This window comes from Cognatiyoonia sp. IB215446 (assembly GCF_033963825.1).
Classification (GTDB): Bacteria; Pseudomonadota; Alphaproteobacteria; order Rhodobacterales; family Rhodobacteraceae; genus Yoonia.
The window spans coordinates 1,089,237-1,106,340 of sequence record NZ_JAXBMD010000001.1 but is presented as its reverse complement, the minus strand read 5'-3'; the positions used below and the strand labels follow the sequence as shown (position 1 = coordinate 1,106,340).

At 59.5% G+C, this 17,104-nt stretch carries 16 protein-coding genes; 11 read left to right on the top strand and 5 right to left on the bottom strand.

What is annotated here, in order from left to right; genetic code table 11:
* Window positions 1-60: 60 nt before the first annotated feature.
* Together SLH49_RS05565 and SLH49_RS05560 are read right to left on the bottom strand one after the other, a co-directional pair.
* The gene (locus SLH49_RS05565; protein WP_320268154.1) at window positions 61-1,122 is read right to left on the bottom strand and encodes a sn-glycerol-3-phosphate ABC transporter ATP-binding protein UgpC; all 1,062 of its coding nucleotides are present in this window, start codon (window positions 1,120-1,122) and stop codon (window positions 61-63) included.
* A gap of 5 nt (window positions 1,123-1,127) precedes the next feature.
* Window positions 1,128-1,931 carry an IclR family transcriptional regulator gene (locus SLH49_RS05560; protein ID WP_320268153.1) on the bottom strand — a complete coding sequence of 268 codons (804 nt, stop codon included), beginning with the start codon at window positions 1,929-1,931 and terminating at the stop codon, window positions 1,128-1,130.
* Between the two features lie 162 nt (window positions 1,932-2,093).
* Here SLH49_RS05560 and SLH49_RS05555 point away from each other — a divergent pair, with 162 nt between their 5' ends.
* The 10 genes from SLH49_RS05555 to SLH49_RS05510 all read left to right on the top strand — a co-directional run bounded on the left by SLH49_RS05555 (window position 2,094) and on the right by SLH49_RS05510 (window position 13,485).
* Complete coding sequence (locus tag SLH49_RS05555) at window positions 2,094-3,356, top strand: ABC transporter substrate-binding protein (RefSeq protein WP_320268152.1); 1,263 nt, start codon at window positions 2,094-2,096, stop codon at window positions 3,354-3,356.
* Between the two features lie 133 nt (window positions 3,357-3,489).
* Window positions 3,490-4,437 (top strand): sugar ABC transporter permease, encoded by a 948-nt coding sequence (locus SLH49_RS05550; protein ID WP_320268151.1) that lies wholly within the window; start codon window positions 3,490-3,492, stop codon window positions 4,435-4,437.
* On the top strand, window positions 4,437-5,285 hold the full coding sequence (locus SLH49_RS05545) for a carbohydrate ABC transporter permease (protein ID WP_320240721.1): 849 nt from the start codon (window positions 4,437-4,439) through the stop codon (window positions 5,283-5,285). Before SLH49_RS05550 ends, SLH49_RS05545 begins: the two co-directional genes overlap by 1 nt.
* Window positions 5,286-5,399: 114 nt before the next feature.
* Complete coding sequence (locus tag SLH49_RS05540; protein WP_320268521.1) at window positions 5,400-7,484, top strand: alpha-galactosidase; 2,085 nt, start codon at window positions 5,400-5,402, stop codon at window positions 7,482-7,484.
* Window positions 7,481-8,239 carry an SDR family oxidoreductase gene (locus SLH49_RS05535; RefSeq protein WP_320268150.1) on the top strand — a complete coding sequence of 253 codons (759 nt, stop codon included), beginning with the start codon at window positions 7,481-7,483 and terminating at the stop codon, window positions 8,237-8,239. Before SLH49_RS05540 ends, SLH49_RS05535 begins: the two co-directional genes overlap by 4 nt.
* Entirely contained in the window at window positions 8,236-9,135 is a 900-nt protein-coding gene (locus SLH49_RS05530; protein ID WP_320268149.1) for a 2-dehydro-3-deoxygalactonokinase, read from the top strand. The genes SLH49_RS05535 and SLH49_RS05530 overlap by 4 nt, the downstream gene beginning before the upstream one ends.
* A 3-nt stretch (window positions 9,136-9,138) precedes the next feature.
* Window positions 9,139-9,744, top strand: coding sequence for a 2-dehydro-3-deoxy-6-phosphogalactonate aldolase (locus SLH49_RS05525; protein ID WP_320268148.1), 606 nt, complete (start codon window positions 9,139-9,141; stop codon window positions 9,742-9,744).
* A complete protein-coding gene (locus SLH49_RS05520; RefSeq protein WP_320268147.1) occupies window positions 9,741-10,562 on the top strand; it encodes an SMP-30/gluconolactonase/LRE family protein in 822 nt (273 codons plus the stop codon). Before SLH49_RS05525 ends, SLH49_RS05520 begins: the two co-directional genes overlap by 4 nt.
* A gap of 47 nt (window positions 10,563-10,609) precedes the next feature.
* Window positions 10,610-12,514 (top strand): beta-galactosidase, encoded by a 1,905-nt coding sequence (locus SLH49_RS05515; protein ID WP_320268146.1) that lies wholly within the window; start codon window positions 10,610-10,612, stop codon window positions 12,512-12,514.
* Window positions 12,511-13,485, top strand: coding sequence for an aldose epimerase family protein (locus SLH49_RS05510; protein ID WP_320268145.1), 975 nt, complete (start codon window positions 12,511-12,513; stop codon window positions 13,483-13,485). Before SLH49_RS05515 ends, SLH49_RS05510 begins: the two co-directional genes overlap by 4 nt.
* A 71-nt stretch (window positions 13,486-13,556) precedes the next feature.
* Here SLH49_RS05510 and SLH49_RS05505 read toward each other — a convergent pair whose 3' ends face one another.
* From SLH49_RS05505 to SLH49_RS05495, 3 genes are all read right to left on the bottom strand, one after another.
* Complete coding sequence (locus tag SLH49_RS05505; protein WP_320268144.1) at window positions 13,557-14,090, bottom strand: exopolysaccharide biosynthesis protein; 534 nt, start codon at window positions 14,088-14,090, stop codon at window positions 13,557-13,559.
* Between the two features lie 128 nt (window positions 14,091-14,218).
* Window positions 14,219-14,566, bottom strand: coding sequence for a hydroxyisourate hydrolase (uraH, locus tag SLH49_RS05500; protein ID WP_320268143.1), 348 nt, complete (start codon window positions 14,564-14,566; stop codon window positions 14,219-14,221).
* A gap of 51 nt (window positions 14,567-14,617) precedes the next feature.
* Window positions 14,618-15,562, bottom strand: coding sequence for a thermonuclease family protein (locus tag SLH49_RS05495; protein WP_320268142.1), 945 nt, complete (start codon window positions 15,560-15,562; stop codon window positions 14,618-14,620).
* A gap of 153 nt (window positions 15,563-15,715) precedes the next feature.
* On the opposite strand from SLH49_RS05495, the gene SLH49_RS05490 reads away from it, so the two are divergent.
* Window positions 15,716-17,104: a cytochrome ubiquinol oxidase subunit I gene (locus SLH49_RS05490; RefSeq protein ID WP_320268141.1), complete on the top strand. Its 1,389-nt coding sequence runs from the start codon at window positions 15,716-15,718 to the stop codon at window positions 17,102-17,104.

Here is a 17,104-nt window from a genome sequence, read left to right as displayed (position 1 = left end):
AAAAGCGCGACGCCAAAAATCTTCAAAGACTTTTGCCAAGAGTCTCTAAAAACTCTTGGGCTACGATCTGATCCGTTGCTCGGTCTCTGCATCGAAAAGGTAAATGCGGTTGGCGTCGATTTTGACGCCAACCTGCGCCCCTTCGACGGACCGCTCATCGCCGCGTTCCTCGACCACGATGCGTTCACCCGTCGGGCTGGTCAGATAGGCAAAGGACACACCGCCCAGGCTTTCGGTCAGTTCGACCTTATGCGTGTCCCCCGCCGGGTCGATGCTCAGATGTTCTGGCCGCGCGCCAACGCTCAGCGCCTTTCCTTCATAGGCCGTGCTCACAAGCCCGTCGAATTGTGCGCCTAGTCCAGGCGCGTCCACGCGGCCATCCTTCACGGCACCGCTGACAAAGTTCATCGCCGGTGATCCGATGAAGCCTGCCACAAACTTGTTGTCCGGATCACGGTAGAGATCCATTGGCGCGCCCACCTGTTCGATGTTGCCTGCCCGCAGCACCACGATCTTGTCAGCGAGCGTCATCGCCTCGACCTGATCGTGGGTGACGTAGATCATCGTGGCACCAATCTCCTTGTGCAGGCGCGCGATTTCCACCCGCATTTCGACCCGAAGCTCGGCATCAAGGTTCGACAGCGGTTCGTCGAACAAGAAGACCTCCGGCCCGCGCACGATGGCACGCCCAATCGACACACGCTGGCGCTGCCCGCCTGATAGGGCGGATGGTTTGCGGTCCAGATATTGTTCCAGCTTCAGGATACGCGTCGCCTCGGCCACTTTGGTGTCGATCTCGGACTTGGGGTGGCCGTTCATCTTCAGCCCGAACCCCATATTGTCGCGAACGGTCATGTGGGGATAAAGCGCGTAGGTTTGAAACACCATCGCCACGCCACGCTCGGCCGGGTCCATGCGCGTGACATCCCGTGTGCCGATATGCATCTGGCCTTCGGTGGTCTCCTCCAGCCCCGCCACCATCCGCAGCAGTGTGGATTTGCCGCAACCCGATGGTCCGACAAAGACGCAGAATTCGCCATCCTGAATATCCAGGTCAATCCCGTGGATGACCTGCACATCGCCGTAGCGTTTGATCACTTTGTTCAGCGTAACACCCGTCATGGCAATCAAGTCCTTGTTGTTTCTTTCGTGTCGTAATCGGGAAAGCTCCAGTTCCGGGCGTCCCGTGCGATTTTTTCGGCGGTGTCCTGCAGGATCGGTACGTAGCCTTCCAGACCGGCAAGGTTTGTGCGGCTTGTGGTGCTCGTCACCGAAAGCGCGCCTAGCACACGTCCGCTTTCGGTCAGGATCGGCACTGCCACGCAGATGATCCCCGGCTCATGCTCTTCGCGATCAAAGCCGTATCCATTGGCTTTGATCTTTTGCAATTCGTCGCGCAGCGCATCCGGTGTGGACAAGGTGTGTGGCGTGAAAACGTGAAAGGATTGCTGTTCGATAATCGTGTCGACAAGCGACGCATCTGAAAAGGCCAGCATGACCTTGCCAACGCCCGTACAATAGGCTGGCCCGACCTTGCCGGCCTGACTGTACATCTGCACCGGATTTCCGGCATTGCGCTTGTCGATATAAAGAACCTGTGCGTGATCCAGCTGCGCCAGATGCACGGTTTCGCCCACCGCCCTGCTCAGCGCATCAATATGCGGGCGTGCCAATGGCGCGAGCGTCGATTGCTCCCACGCCGCATGGGCCAGCCGCACAAGCCGCACACCGGGCGCATATGTCTGCCGTTCAGGATCGTAGGATAGCATCTGCTGATTGGTGAGCGTCTGCACAAACCGGTAGAGTGTGGGTTTGGGAAAGGCAGACCCCGCCAGAAGCTCGCTGAATTTCACAGGTCGGCCAAAAGCGGCCACCTGATCCAGGACTTCAAGCGCCTTGCCGACCGTGCCGTCACCGGTCACACGTCCCATATTTCCTCCCACATGCCGGTTGGATTCAGGCGCGAGCCTCCTTACCCACGCTGCCCTCGGCTGTTGACAAGGCTAGCCGAGTCGCTGTTTAGTATCAACATCCAAAACTGAGTTTCAAATAATGGAACCAGTAACGATACGGAAGCATACTGGGAGGACACCATGCATTCCACTTTGAAAACGTCGCTTGCGGCGTTTGTTGCGGCTGGCATCGCTTCGTCTGCAGCAATGGCTGACGGGCACAGCCTGTCCGGCGAACTGAACATCATCTCTGACATGTCGAACCCCGCGCCGCGAGCCGTGATGGAAGGTCTGGCGTCGGATTTTGACGCATTGCACCCCAATCTTGAGGTCAACTTGACCATCGTTGACCGCGAAGCGTGGAAGACACAGATCCGCAACGCGCTTGGCGCCAACCCACCAGATGTGGTGAACTGGTATGCCGCCAACCGGATGCGTCCCTACGTGGATGCTGGCCTTTTTGCCGATGTCTCTGACCTCTGGGAAGAACCCGCTTTCGAAGCACTTGCCTCGACCAAAGGCGCAATGACGCTTGACGGCGCGCAGTGGGGTGTCCCCTATACCTACTACCAGTGGGGCGTTTACTACCGCAAAGACATCTTTGAGCAATTCGGTCTGGAAGAACCTTCCACATGGGAAGAGGAAAAGGCTAATTGTCAGACGCTGCTCGATAACGGCATCAAGTGCTACACGATCGGCACCAAGTTCCTTTGGACCGCTGGTGGCTGGTTTGACTACATCAACAGCCGCACCAACGGCTATGATTTCCACATCGCACTGGCCCGCGGTGAAATCGCGTGGACCGATGACCGTGTCCGCCAGACCTTCGCCAATTGGCGCGAGCTGATCGATATGGGTGCCTTCATCGACGATCACCAGACCTATAGCTGGCAGGAGGCCCTGCCCTTTATGGTCAATGGTGAAGCGGCGGCCTACCTGATGGGCAACTTCTCGGTCGCGGCATTCCGTGACGGTGGCCTGACCGACGATCAACTGGACTTCTACCAGTTCCCCGTCATCAACCCTGACGTGGACTATGCCGAAGATGCGCCAACCGACACATTCCACATCGCATCCGGTGCACAGAACATGGATGCCGCAAAGGAATTCCTGCGGTATGTGACCTCTGCCGAAGTGCAGACAGCGATCAATGGCGGTGACGCGCTTGGTCAGTTGCCCGTGAACGCCAACGCCTCCATCGATGATGACAAATTCCTGGCCGAAGGCTTTGAGATGCTCTCGACGAATGCGGGCGGCGGCATCATGCAGTTCTTCGACCGCGACTTCTCGGCCGAGATGGCATCGGTTGGCATGGAAGGTCTGCAGGAATTCATGGTGTTCCCGGACAACTTGGATGACATTCTGGCCCGTCTCGAAGAGACACGTCAGCGCATCTATCAATAATTGCAGGAAGGGTGAGTTCACCCATCCCGCCGCACCCACCCTGACGTAGGGTGGGTGCAACCCACCACCCCCAACACATCCGCAAGGCCCATCGGCTTTTCGCATGTGTTGACCCCGTCAGAGAGGCAGGACCATGACAAGTACGGCCGTCCCCGACACTGAGCTTGCACCTTCGCGCAGTTGGTACAAACGCAATGAGATTGCGGTCACGCCGTGGCTGTTCCTGCTGCCTGCGATGCTGTTCTTTGCGGTTTACGTCATCATTCCGATTGGCCAGTCTTTCTGGATTTCATTCCATCAATGGGACGGCCTGGGCGAGAAGACATGGGTTGGTACCGCGAACTATGAACGGCTTCTGGGCTGGGGCGACCAGAACATGGACCGCAAATTCGAAACCTCGTTCTGGAACAACCTGAAATGGCTGGTGCTCTACCTTCTGGCGATCCCGGCGGGCCTTTTCATCGCGCTCTTTCTCAATCAGACGGTCCGCGGGATCAGGGTCTATAAGTCGCTTTTCTTCTTTCCCTTTGTGATCAGCCAGGTTGTCGTCGGCCTTGTTTTCAGCTGGTTCTACCTGCCGCGCGAGGGGCTTCTGAACGCGATTCTCGGAATCTTCGGTGCGGGTCCGATCAACATTCTTGGCGATCCGACACTGGCCACTTACGGGATCATCGCGGCAGGTCTCTGGCCGCAGACGGCCTATTGCATGATCCTCTACCTCACAGGCCTCAACGCCGTGGACCCCGAACAGGTCGAAGCTGCGCGTCTTGATGGCGCAAAGGGCTGGAAAATGCTGTGGTACGTAATCCTGCCGCAACTCAAACCCGCCACGTTCATCGCCTTTGTCGTCACGATCATCGGCGCCCTGCGCTCATTCGATCTGATCAGCGTGATGACCAATGGCGGCCCCTTCGGTTCAACCCGGGTGCTGTCATTCTACATGTTCGAGGAATCGCTCTCCGAGTTCGGCTTCCGCATGGGATACGGGGCGGCCATTGCCGTGGTCCTCTTCTTTATCATGCTAGGCTTTATCGCCTATTTCCTCTGGTCGATGTACCAGGATGAGAAGGGGGCACGCTGATGTTTCCGACACCCATCGAAAAACGGCCCCGGTCCGCACAGATCACCTATCAGGCGTTTCTTCCACTGGCCTTGATCATCTGGCTGTTACCTCTAATTGCGGTCGCGAATTTCTCAATCAAGCCGGAGGCCGATTTCGTCAACGGCAATTACTGGGGCATCCCCAGCAGCTTCGAGGCGCTGAACAACTACGGCAAGGTGTTCTTTGAATCGAACATGCCGCGCTACTTGTGGAACTCCCTGCTGATCACAGTGCCGACGGTGATTGGCGCGGTGGCCTTGTCCTGCATGGCGGGGTTCGCGTTGGGGGTTTATAAGTTCAAGGGCAACCTTCTGATCTTTTTCATCTTCATCGCCGGTAACTTCGTGCCTTTCCAGATCCTAATGGTGCCAGTCCGTGACCTGACGGTGAACCTGAACCTTTACGACACCAAGCTGGGGCTGGTCCTGTTTCACATCGCATTCCAGACCGGGTTCTGCACGCTTTTCATGCGCAACTTCATCCGGGCATTGCCGTTCCCCCTGATCGAGGCGGCGCGGGTCGAGGGCGTGGCCGAATGGCGCATCTTCCTCTATGTCGTCTTGCCGCTGATGAAACCGGCGCTGGCCGCATTGGCCGTGCTCATCTTCACCTTCATCTGGAACGACTATTTCTGGGCCGTTGTGCTCACGCAAGGGCCAGATGCGCAGCCCGTCACAGCGGGCATCACCGAGTTCAATTCCCAGTTCCGGGCGGCCTATCATCTGATGAGTGCGGGCTCAATCGTGGCTGCCCTGCCGCCAGTGCTCATGTTCTTTTTGATGCAGAAACACTTCATCGCCGGTCTGACACTCGGCGCGGTCAAGTAACTCACTTTTCGGAGCGTTACCGAAATGACAACGGATATTGTCGCGCGCAGCGGTGCCGGGGCCGATCCCGTTTCCTCTGATCTGCCCGTGGCGGCAAAGGGCGCAAAGGCGCACATGGCGCAAAATGTCTGGCGGGTCGATGACGGGCGCCAGACGCTAGTGCTGACATCCACCAATGACCGCTTGCCGCAGGTCGTCTATTGGGGCGCCCGCCTGCCGGAAGAGGAAGACCTTGAGACACTGCACGCCGCGGCAATCATCGATGTGACCGGCGGCATGCTGGACGAAAATCCTGACCTATCATTGTGCCCCGAAGCGACGCGCAGTTTTCCGGGCCAGCCCGGCCTGATCGTGCGCGATACTGATGGCACGCCGCTTCTGCCAAAATTCTGTTTTGAGACGGTCCAGCAGAACGGCACCCTGGAACTGACCTATGCCGACAGCGTCAATGGTTTGACGCTTGTCTTCCACTTTGCCTCTGACCCGCAGACCCATGTCATCACCTGCCACACCACGCTGCGCGCCACACGGCCCGTGCATCTGCACTGGCTCGCCGCCCCGGTTTTGCCCGGCCCGCAGCAATCGGATGAGATGATCGATGTGTCGGGCCGCTGGTGTGGTGAGTTTCAACTCTCGCGCACCGCCTGGGCGCCCGGCATGCGGTATCGCGAAAACCGGACGGGGCGCACTGGGCATGAGCATTTCCCCGGCCTGATCGTGCCGTGTCGCGGGGCGACGAATACCGAAGGCGAGGCCTATGCCTTTCACTATGGCTGGTCCGGCGGGCACAAGATGATCGCCGAAGAGCTGCAGGATGGCCGTCGCCAGATCCAATGGGGCCATGCCGCGCGGATGGAGACGGAAGCCGCGACAGAGTTCAAGACCGCACCGCTTTACATCACCTATTCCGACACGGGCCTGAATGGCTGCGCCGTTGCCTTCCAGCGGCATCTGCGTGATCGAGTCGTGACTTGGCCAAAACCTGATGCCCCACGTCCGGTCCACTACAATTGCTGGGAGGCCGTCTATTTCGACCACAAGCTCCCCGTCCTCACAGACATCGCCAACCGGGCGGCAGCGCTGGGGGCCGAACGTTTCGTGCTGGATGACGGCTGGTTCGGCAACCGGGACGACGATACGCGCAGCCTGTCCGACTGGACGGTCGACGCCCGCAAATACCCCGACGGGCTGCATCCGCTGATCGACCACGTGCATGGGCTGGGCATGACATTCGGGCTCTGGTTCGAGCCTGAGATGATCAACGAAGACAGCGACATTCATCGCGCCCATCCCGATTGGGCGCTGGGGTCCGAAGATCAGACACTGGGCCGCCAGCAAAAAGCGCTCAATATGGCGGTGCCGGCAGTGCGGGACTTTCTCTATGAGCGCATGTCAACGATCCTGCGTGACCACCATATCGACTATATCAAATGGGATCATAACCGCGTGCTGCCGATGCCGGATGCCGCCCAGACACGTGGCTCATATACCCTGATCGACCGGCTGCGCGCCGACTTCCCGCATGTGGAGATTGAAAGCTGCGCCTCTGGCGGCGGACGTATCGACTTTGGGATTCTCGAGCGCACCCAGCGCGTTTGGCTCTCGGACAGCAACGACGCGCTCGAACGGCTGCGCATTCAGCATGATGCCGCTTTGTTCCTGCCCCTATCTGTTACGGGCAGCCATGTCGGCCCGCGTGTCTGCCATACGTCTGGTCGCACGCTCGATATTGCGTTCCGGGCCTGGGTCGCCGCCCAGCGCCATATGGGTTTTGAGATGGACCCGCGTGAGTTGACCGATCATGAGGCGGCCGTGCTCAAAGAGGTGACCAGTTGGTGGAAACATCACCGCCACTGGCTGCAGCGCGCGGATATCCTACGGCTTGACAGCGCTGACCCAGCGGTGATGGCCGAACAGCATCTGGCCTTCGAACAGGACCGATTTGTCGTCTTCGCAGGCAAGGCGGCGACCAGCGCCCAGATCTCGCCCCGCCCCTTGCGCCTGACAGCACTCAGCCCCGATGCGACCTACCTTATCCGCCTCATCAACCGCGACAGCGCCCCGGCCTTGTCGCGCGGCAATCCGATCCTGAAAGAGCGCGCGATTGAGGTCTCGGGCACGTATCTGATGCGCCACGGCGTGACCTTGCCCTGGTCGTTCCCCGAACGGATGTGGGTGATTGAGGGGGAGCGTCTATGACGGCGATCTATCCTGATCTTGACGGTGCCTCAATCTTTCTCACCGGCGGCGGCAGCGGGATTGGTGCGGCACTTCTCGCAGGGTTTCTGGCACAGGGGGCGAAGGTGGCGTTTGTCGATTTCTGTGACGCCAGCGCGCTGGTCGACACACTTGCCGCAACTAGCGCCCATGCCCCGCTCTTTATCAAGTGCGACGTCACCGATACCGAAGCACTTCACGCCGCGATGGAACAGGCGCATGCTACCCACGGTCCGTTCAAGGCGCTGATCAACAATGCAGCCAACGACATGCGCTATGAGGCGGATGCCATCACACCTGACATCTGGGACGCATCGCAGGCGGTAAACCTCAAGGCGCAGTTCTTTGCTTGCCAAAAGGCGGCAGGCCTGATGGCACCCAAAGGCGCGATGATCAACTACGCCTCCATCACCTATATGATGGGCGCGGCAGGCATGGTGCCCTATGTGACCGCAAAAGCCGCAATCGTTGGGATGACCCGCGCACTTGCCCGCGAATGGGGCGCGCACGGTTTGCGTGTGAACGCCATCGCGCCCGGCTGGGTGATGACTGAAAAGCAAGAAACCATGTGGGCGACGCCCGAAGCCAAAGCAGAATTCATCGAGAAACAATGCCTCAAGGAACATATACAACCCGGCCATATGGTCGGCCCCACACTCTTTTTGGCCTCAGACGCCTCGGCCATGATGACCGGCCAGGTCATGGTTGTTGATGCCGGCGTGGTGCATGCGGGATGAGTAACGTGACACCACACTGGATCGCCGTTGACTGGGGTACGTCGAATATGCGGGCCTGGGCCATGTCCGCCTCTGGCACGGTTCTGGCCGAGGCACGGTCGGACAAGGGTATGGGCGCGTTGGCCCGCGATGAATTCGAACCGGAGTTGCTGCGTACAATAGGCGACTGGATCAATGGCCCAACCACAATTGTCGCCTGCGGCATGGTCGGATCGCGTCAGGGCTGGGTGGAGGCGCCTTATGCAAGCGTCCCCTGCCCTGCCTTGCCCGATGGCCTCGTCCGCGCCCCGGTGCAGAACCCCGATCTGCAGGTCCATGTCATCCCGGGGATTAAGCAGACCGACCCGGCCGATGTGATGCGCGGCGAAGAAACGCAGATCGCGGGCTTTCTGGCGCTGAATAAAAATTGGGACGGCGTGATCTGCCTGCCCGGCACCCATACCAAATGGGTGCATGTCAGCGCCGATGAGGTGGTGAGCTTTCAGACCTTCATGACGGGTGAGCTTTTCGCTACGCTCAGCGCTTACACGGTTCTCCGCCACTCATTTGGTGCCGATGGCTGGGACGATGCGGCCTTTCTGACCGGGGTCGAAGACGCGATGTCGCGGCCCGAACGGCTCGCCGCCCGGCTGTTCTCGCTGCGGGCCGAGGAGTTATTGAACGATCTGTCCGGCGCAGCCGCTCGCGCGCGCCTGTCAGGCCTCTTGATCGGCGCCGAACTCGCCGCCGCCAAACCCTATTGGCTGGGCCAGCAGATCGCGGTTGTTGGCGCCAGCAAACTGACCAAGCTCTATGTCGATGCGCTTGCCGCGCAATCCGCCCCTGCCACTCAGGCCAAGGGTGACGCGATCACCATCGCCGGTCTGACCGCCGCCTATCGCCGCCTGAAAGGATAAATCATGTCACGCCCCCTGATCGCCATTCTGCGCGGGATCACACCGGATGAGGCAGCGCCCATGGCCGCCGCCCTAATCGACGCGGGCATCACGAAGATTGAGGTGCCGCTAAACTCGCCCGATCCGTTTGACAGCATCAAGGCGATGGCCGAGGCCCATGGCGACGATGCCCTGATCGGCGCGGGCACGGTGCTGACAACCGACGATGTCGGCCGCGTCGCGCAGATGGGTGGTAAGCTGATCGTGTCGCCCAATTGCGACCAGCGCGTGATTGTCGCCACCAAGACCGCAGGCATGCAAAGCTGGCCGGGTGTTATGACCCCAACCGAGTGTTTTGAGGCGCTCAAATGGGGTGCGGACGGGCTGAAAATCTTCCCCGCCAGCCTGTTGGGGCCAGATGGGATCAAGGCGATCCGCGCGGTGCTGCCGCCCGGCACCCAAGTTTATGCCGTGGGCGGCGCGGGCGCAGATAATTTCGCCCAATGGATGGCGGCGAGCGCGGATGGTTTCGGCATCGGTTCTGCCCTTTACAAACCGGGCCTGTCAGTGGCTGAGGTCACCGCGCGCGCCAAGGACATGGTCGCCGCCTATGACGAGGCCGCCCGATGATCTTTGACGATACCCAATGCAAGCTTGGCGAAGGCCCGCTCTGGCATCCGGAGCGGGAGCAGTTGTTCTGGTTCGATATCCTCGGCAACCGACTGCACACCAAGGGCCAGCACTGGCAATTTGACACCTATATCAGTGCGGCTGGCTGGGTGGACCGCGACACGCTGCTGATTGCCTCGGCCCGGGCGCTGCATCGGTTTGATATCACCACGGGCGAGCATGACGCACTCTGCCCGCTTGAGGCCGACAACAAAGTCACCCGCTCCAATGACGGGCGCGCCGATCCACAGGGTGGTTTTTGGATCGGGACGATGGGGATCAACGCGGAGGATGGTGCGGGGGCGATCTATCGCTACTACAAGGGCGAACTGCGCCAGCTTTTCGCCCCCATCACGATCAGCAACGCGATCTGTTTCGCCCCCGATGGTAAGACTGCCTATTTCACCGACACGCCAACTCATCAGATCATGCGCGTAACACTCGATGCGGACGGCTGGTCCGAGGGCGAGCCCCAATTGCATATCGACCTGACAGGCACAGATTTCCGCCCCGATGGCGCCGTGGTCGATACCGAAGGCAACCTCTGGAGCGCGCAATGGGGCGCTGCACGTGTTGCCGGTTACGCACCCGATGGCAGCTTCATAAAAGCCTTGGACTTTCCTGCGCAGCAAACCTCCTGCCCGGCATTTGGTGGCCCGGATCGGAACATACTCTATTGCACATCCGCCGCCGTCGGGCTTGACGGTCCGGATGAAGGCAAAACCTTCGCCATCACCACAGATATCACTGGACAGAAAGAGCATCGGGTTATCCTCTGACCCTGATTTGCCCTATCATCTCGCCAAAAATACTCAAAAGGACGACCATGAAACGCACGCTCGGCGTCTGTTATTATCCCGAACACTGGCCCGAGGATCAGTGGGCCGAGGATGCAACCCGTATGGTCGCAACGGGCTTGACCTGGGTGCGGATCGGCGAGTTCGGGTGGAGTCGGATGGAGCCGAGCCCAGGTACGTTCACATGGAACTGGCTCGACCGGGCGATTGAGGTTTTGGGCGCCGCTGGGCTGAAGATCATCCTTGGCACACCGACCGCCACACCGCCACGCTGGATGGTGGACAAGTATCCCGACATGCTGGCTGTCGATGCCGAAGGCCGCCCGCGCAAATTCGGATCGCGCCGTCACTATGATTTCAGCCATCTGGGCTATCGCGACGAATGCCGCAGGATCGCGCGGCTGATGGGCGAACGTTATGGGAAGAACCCGCATATCGCCGCTTGGCAGATCGATAACGAATATGATTGCCACGAAACGACGCTCAGTTATTCGGACGCAGCGCGAAAAGGGTTTCAGGACTGGCTGGCGCAGAAATACCAATCGACCGACGCGCTGAACCGCGCCTGGGGCAATGTCTTCTGGTCGATGGAGTATGACAGTTTCGACCAGATCGACCTGCCAAACCTGACGGTCACCGAACCGAACCATCCGCATCAACTGGCCTTCCGGCGCTATAGCTCGGATCAGGTGGTGGCCTTCAACAAGGTGCAGGCCGATGAACTGCGCAAGCACACGCAAGCCCCCTTGATCCACAACTACATGGGTCGGATCACGGCCTTTGATCATTGGAAGGTCGGCGCGGATCTGGATATCGCTTCATGGGATAGTTACCTGATTGGCTTTCTTTCAGATCGGTTGGAGGGAACGCCCGCCGAAAAGAAAGAATTCCTGCGGCAGGGGCATCCCGACATGCAGGCCTTTCACCACGACCTCTATCGGGCTGTGGGCAAGGGACGGCTTTGGGTCATGGAACAGCAGCCCGGCCCGGTGAACTGGGCGCCTTACAATCCCGCCCCCCTGCCCGGCATGGTGCGGCTCTGGGCGTGGGAGGCGTTCGCCCATGGCGCCGAGACGGTCTGCTATTTCCGCTGGCGGCAGGCGCCCTTTGCGCAAGAGCAGATGCATGCGGGGCTCTTGCGCCCTGACAGCACCCCAGCCCCGGCGCTCGAAGAGGCCCGTCAAGTGGCCGATGAGATCGCCGAGCTGCCCGAGGTTAGAACGGTGCAGGCGCAAGCTGCCCTCATCTTCGACTATGAAAGCGCCTGGGCTTGGGACGCGCAGCCGCAAGGTGCGGATTTCGAGATGTTCCGCCTTGCCTTCGCCGCCTATCGCGCGTTGCGGCGAGCGGGGCTCAACATCGATATCCTGCCACCCGATACCGCCGACCTTGCGCCCTACAAACTGGTGCTCGCACCAGGTCTCATGACCCTGACCGATGAATTCCGCAGAGCGCTCAGCACCTTCAAAGGCATCGCGCTGATCGGTCCACGCAGCGATACAAAGACCAACGAACTCGCCGTCAAAGTGCCTCTCGGCCCGGACCTGCCGAACCTTGATATCAGCGTCGCCCTGACGGAGAGCATTCCGCCCGATGACACCATACCGCTGGAGGGTAAGGGACAATTCCTGCATTGGTTCGAGCATCTCGAAGGCGATGCCACGACATATCTGAGTACCGGGACAGGCCAACCAGCGATCATCGGGAATGACAACCTGCGCTATCTGGCCGGATGGCCGGATGATGCAACCTTTGATCGGATTATCCGTGACCTCTGCAAAGCGCTTGCCATCGACACGCATAACCTGCCTGACGGGCTGCGCATCCGCGATACGATGACACATCGCTTCGTCTTTAACTACGCACCAACTGCGCTGAATTGGCGGGGCACGACGATCAAACCGGCCGGCGTCCATTGGGAAGTCTTGGCGTGACGCCATTTGGCACGACCGAGGATGGGAGGGAGGTCCACAAGATCACCCTCACCGCCGGCAATCTGACCGTCAGCCTTCTGACTTACGGTGCGATCCTGCAGGACTTGCGTCTGGACGGCATTGATCACGCGCTGACACTGGGTTCTGACCTTTTGTCCGACTATGAGGGCGCCATGCGCTATCACGGACCCTTGATCGGCCCGGTGGTCAACCGGATCAGCAATGCCCGCGTGCGCATTGACGGGATGGTCTACGAACTGGAACGCAATGAGAAAGGCAGGATTCACCTGCATTCCGGCGTCAAAGCTGCACAGCATCAGGTGTGGAATGTCGAGACCGTCAGCGATGATAGCCTGACTCTGGGTCTGGCCCTGCCGGATGGGATGTGCGGCTTGCCGGGGAACCGCCAGATCACTGTGACATACACACTCACCCGGCCCGCCAGGCTGACCATGCACATCACCGGGACAACAGATGCCCGGACGCTGATGAACTTTGCCAATCACAGCTATTGGAACCTGGACGGCGCCGAGACCTGGGCGAGCCACAGCTTGCGGATCGCTGCTGATCGTTATCTGCCGAGCACGCCCGATGACTACCCAACAGGAGAAATCGCGGGGTTTACAGACACTGCGATGGACTTTCGCGAGGCCCAGTTGATCAACCCCGGCGCGCCAAATCTGGACCACAATTTTTGTCTGTCCGAAACGGATGAAGCGTTGCGCGATGTTCTTTGGTTGCAGGGGCAAAGTGGTGTGAACATGACGGTCGGGACGACCGCCCCGGGTATTCAGATCTATGACGGGCGCGCGGCACAACGTCCTGGGCAGAGCTTCTATGAAGGACTGGCCATCGAAGCGCAGCATTGGCCGGACGCGCCCAACAACCCGCACTTTCCATCCATCCTGCTGGCACCGGGCGAGACTTACCAGCAAACCACGCGTTGGACGTTCTCAGGGTCCGGAGCCTAGCGCTGGTTTTACGACCTTCCCCGCAGGGGAGACGTACGCTCGCTTAAGTCTTTGCTAATTCATGCACTTGTTCAGAGCAGCCAAGCCACACCCAAACCGGCGCCGATGCAGGCAGCAATAGCCAGAGCCACCACAACACCATCCCCTGCCGTCAGGCCAAGACCAAAGAGAAGGACCGGAACGCAAAGAATGAATGGCAGTCCGGGGATCGCGCCGATGATAATCATCGTGCCGGAAATCATCAAAAGCACGATCGCGATCGCTGTCAGCGCGAGCTTGTTATGGACCAAGAACTGCGCGCGTGGATGCATCAGGCGACCAAGCCGATCAAAGATCGGCGCAGCCCGATCCAACCCTGCACGCAGCATCGGCGCACTGATCATGATCCGACCCACACGACCGGGGACCGAGACGCCTTGCCCGCCAACGAGCATCTCAAACGCGGTCAGGGAGATCAGGATACCGATGATTGAGGGCATGAAAGGCAGCATGCCGGTGGGGAGCATCATCAGGCCCGCGAGCGTCAGGATGATCGGCCCATGACCTCGCGCGCCGAGGATTTTCAGAATTTGGGCGACCGAAACCTGCTCTCGCTCCGCGGCCATAAGGCTCAGCGCATGATGCAAACCTGACAGACCAGGAGGTGAATGGCGAGAAAGTAAGTCGATTTTGGCCTCCACCGACATTGCTCGCGTGAACTCTGGTCTGCCTTCATGAAATGCAGATGACGGTGTCAGCTTCCTCGATAGGTCGAGAAACTGAAAGGCGAGACCAGAAGCGGCACGTGGTAATGGGATGTGGCGTCATTTATCCCAAACCGGATGGGGATGTCGTCAAGGAATGCTGGATCAGCGCTGTGGCCGAAATAGGCGCCGGTTTGAAAGATCAACTCGTAGCGTCCAACGGCGAAATCCTCTTGCGGCAGGATCGGCGTATCGGTCCGGCCATCGGCATTAGTTTGCATCTTCGCCAGATGCGTGCGCGTATCCCCTTCCAGCCTGTAGAAATCGATGACCATCCCGGCAGCCGGCACGCCATTGGCCGTGTCGAGAACATGTGTGGTAAGGAAACCTTGCGCCATCTGCTGCCCCTTTCGTTGCCTGCGCCAGAAAGGGACAGCGTGCCTCGCGTGTCAAGCAAGCGGTTGCGCACCGGGCGGCAGGTCCGTGATCTGATCGGGTGAGGTCACGATGATTTCGGGCGTTCCGTTTTCATCGGGAAACATCTTGGTGGGGCCGGTCACATAAGCATAGCTGCGGCGCGGCTGGCTTTCGCCGTCGGGGCGATAGCGCGTCAGGATCAGCCGCATCACATCCGCGCCACTTTCCGTGTTCCCGCCGGGGATGAACAGCGAATAGGGCTGCGAGAGGGAGCCGGTGGAAAAGATGATATGGTCCGAGCCTGCCGGACGGAAATCGCGCAGTTCCATGAAGACCGTTGCGGTGCCCTCGGCCTTCGCAATCTCGACCAGTGCGGCATAGTCGAGGCGTGTGTTCAGCAAGCCAAGATCGGGCTGGGCCAGCTTCAGCCTGCGATACTCCTCGATGATCCGGCCCCGCAACTCCCACCACGATGACAGGTTCGCGTAGTCGCGCAAGACCGAGCCGTTATTGGCGATCTGGTCCCAAATGCCGAGTCCTGCAGCCTGAGCCTGACGCTCGGCCTCCGTATAACGGGCGTGACGGTCATCACCCTGCGCGCGACCATATTTGACGAAATAGGGTGAGAGCCCTTCGCGGATCATCAGTTCCTGAAAATCGGTGCCATCGGCGAGATTCAGATAGGTCAGAAGACGCCCGAAATTGCCGCGATATTTCGCAAGTGCGGTCTCTAGCGGTTCTGTGCCCGGTAAGGTCACCGTCACGTCATCGCCCTCGGCAAAGAGCGCCTTCGCACGATCCGAGGCCACACGGCCCAGCGGTGTGACCGGTTTGGTGCCGGGTGAGACCTCTTCGGTATCGAGGGCCAGAATACGCAGGCTTTCGCTTCTCTCGTCATCCGGCTTGAGGAAAACGCGCAGCGTATCGCCATCAACGACGCGGTCCACCCGCGAGGTGAAATTGGTAAAATCCATCATCAAAATCCTTTGGCTAAACAATTCAACCATAGCATGAATTTATGACAATTTTTTGAGACTGTGCCGACCCGCGCCTTGCTGTCGCACCCGGATGAAGGCCCGCTGCAGACGGCTATATATGATGTGACAAAGCCAAGATGAGCGAGACCTCACATGGAAACCCTGCTGCTGTCGCGGATCCAATTCGCCGCGAATATCTCATTTCACATCCTGTTCCCGACGATCACCATCGCCTTGGGATGGGTGCTGCTCTACTTCAAGATCCAGTACAATCGCACCAAGCAGGAACGCTGGATGGAGGCCTATCGGTTCTGGGTCAAAATCTTCGCGCTATCCTTCGCAATGGGCGTGGTGTCGGGCATCACGATGTCGTTCCAGTTTGGCACGAACTGGCCCGGGTTCATGGAAACGGTGGGGAACATCGCGGGGCCACTTTTGGCCTATGAGATCATGACGGCATTCTTTTTGGAGGCGGTGTTCCTCGGCATTATGCTGTTTGGCTTCAGCCGCGTGCCGAACTGGCTCCATACGGGAGCCACCTTCCTTGTGGCCTTCGGCACGATGATGTCGGCGTTCTGGATCATCGTCCTGAATTCCTGGATGCACACCCCGCAAGGCTTTGAAATGATTGACGGCGTGGCGCACGCGACCGATTGGTGGGCGATTATCTTCAACCCATCGATGCCCTACCGCTTTACCCATATGGTGCTGGCAAGCTTCCTGACCGTCAGCTTCCTGATCGCAGGTGTCAGCGCCTTCCGCTGGCTGATCGGCGGGCGGACCGAAGGGGTGCGGGTGGCTTTGAAAACGGCCATTTTCATGGCGGCACTTCTGATCCCGGTCCAGATCTTTGTAGGGGACATGCACGGGCTGAACACAAAGGAATATCAGCCGGCCAAAGTCGCCGCCATGGAGGGCAATTGGGAGACGGATACCGGCGTTCCGCTGATTCTGTTCGCCATTCCTGATGAAGAGGCACGCGAGAACCATTTTGAGATTGGCATTCCCAACCTCGCATCCTTCATCCTGACCCATGAATGGGACGGTGAGGTGCAAGGGCTGAACGATTTTGTCACAGAGGATGGTGAGGTACTGCACCCGCGCGTCGCACCCGTCTTCTGGTCGTTCCGCGTGATGGTGGGCACGGGCCTTTTGATGCTGCTCGTCAGTTGGAGTGCGGCCTACATGATCCTGCGCCGCAAGCGCGGGGTGGAGGGACTGCCGAAACCGATGCTTTACGGCCTTATTGCGATGAGCTTCAGCGGCTGGGTCGCCACGCTTGCCGGTTGGTACACGACCGAGATCGGGCGTCAGCCGTGGCTGGTACAAGGCGTGATGACCACGAAAGAGGCCGTGGCAGATGTGCCCGCGCCGCTGGTGCTGTCATCGCTGATTGCATATCTCGCGATCTACGCGGTGCTGCTGATCGCCTATATCTACGTGATCTTCTTTCTCGCCCGGCGCATGTCACGCGGGGAGCCGATTGAACCGAACGTCCCCCAATCCGAGGCCGCGATTACCCGCGCGGTTCCGGCGGAGTAG

Bases quoted from the DNA above. Each gene is read 5' to 3' on its own strand.
- SLH49_RS05515 (WP_320268146.1), top strand. From the start codon at position 10,610: ATGAAACGCACGCTCGGCGTCTGTTATTATCCCGAACACTGGCCCGAG.
- SLH49_RS05495 (WP_320268142.1), bottom strand. From the start codon at position 15,562: ATGATGGATTTTACCAATTTCACCTCGCGGGTGGACCGCGTCGTTGAT.
- SLH49_RS05505 (WP_320268144.1), bottom strand. From the start codon at position 14,090: ATGGCCGCGGAGCGAGAGCAGGTTTCGGTCGCCCAAATTCTGAAAATC.
- SLH49_RS05535 (WP_320268150.1), top strand. From the start codon at position 7,481: ATGACGGCGATCTATCCTGATCTTGACGGTGCCTCAATCTTTCTCACC.
- SLH49_RS05525 (WP_320268148.1), top strand. From the start codon at position 9,139: ATGTCACGCCCCCTGATCGCCATTCTGCGCGGGATCACACCGGATGAG.
- SLH49_RS05555 (WP_320268152.1), top strand. From the start codon at position 2,094: ATGCATTCCACTTTGAAAACGTCGCTTGCGGCGTTTGTTGCGGCTGGC.
- SLH49_RS05545 (WP_320240721.1), top strand. From the start codon at position 4,437: ATGTTTCCGACACCCATCGAAAAACGGCCCCGGTCCGCACAGATCACC.
- SLH49_RS05565 (WP_320268154.1), bottom strand. From the start codon at position 1,122: ATGACGGGTGTTACGCTGAACAAAGTGATCAAACGCTACGGCGATGTG.
- SLH49_RS05520 (WP_320268147.1), top strand. From the start codon at position 9,741: ATGATCTTTGACGATACCCAATGCAAGCTTGGCGAAGGCCCGCTCTGG.
- SLH49_RS05560 (WP_320268153.1), bottom strand. From the start codon at position 1,931: ATGGGACGTGTGACCGGTGACGGCACGGTCGGCAAGGCGCTTGAAGTC.
- SLH49_RS05550 (WP_320268151.1), top strand. From the start codon at position 3,490: ATGACAAGTACGGCCGTCCCCGACACTGAGCTTGCACCTTCGCGCAGT.
- SLH49_RS05490 (WP_320268141.1), top strand. From the start codon at position 15,716: ATGGAAACCCTGCTGCTGTCGCGGATCCAATTCGCCGCGAATATCTCA.
- SLH49_RS05530 (WP_320268149.1), top strand. From the start codon at position 8,236: ATGAGTAACGTGACACCACACTGGATCGCCGTTGACTGGGGTACGTCG.
- uraH (WP_320268143.1), bottom strand. From the start codon at position 14,566: ATGGCGCAAGGTTTCCTTACCACACATGTTCTCGACACGGCCAATGGC.
- SLH49_RS05540 (WP_320268521.1), top strand. From the start codon at position 5,400: ATGGCGCAAAATGTCTGGCGGGTCGATGACGGGCGCCAGACGCTAGTG.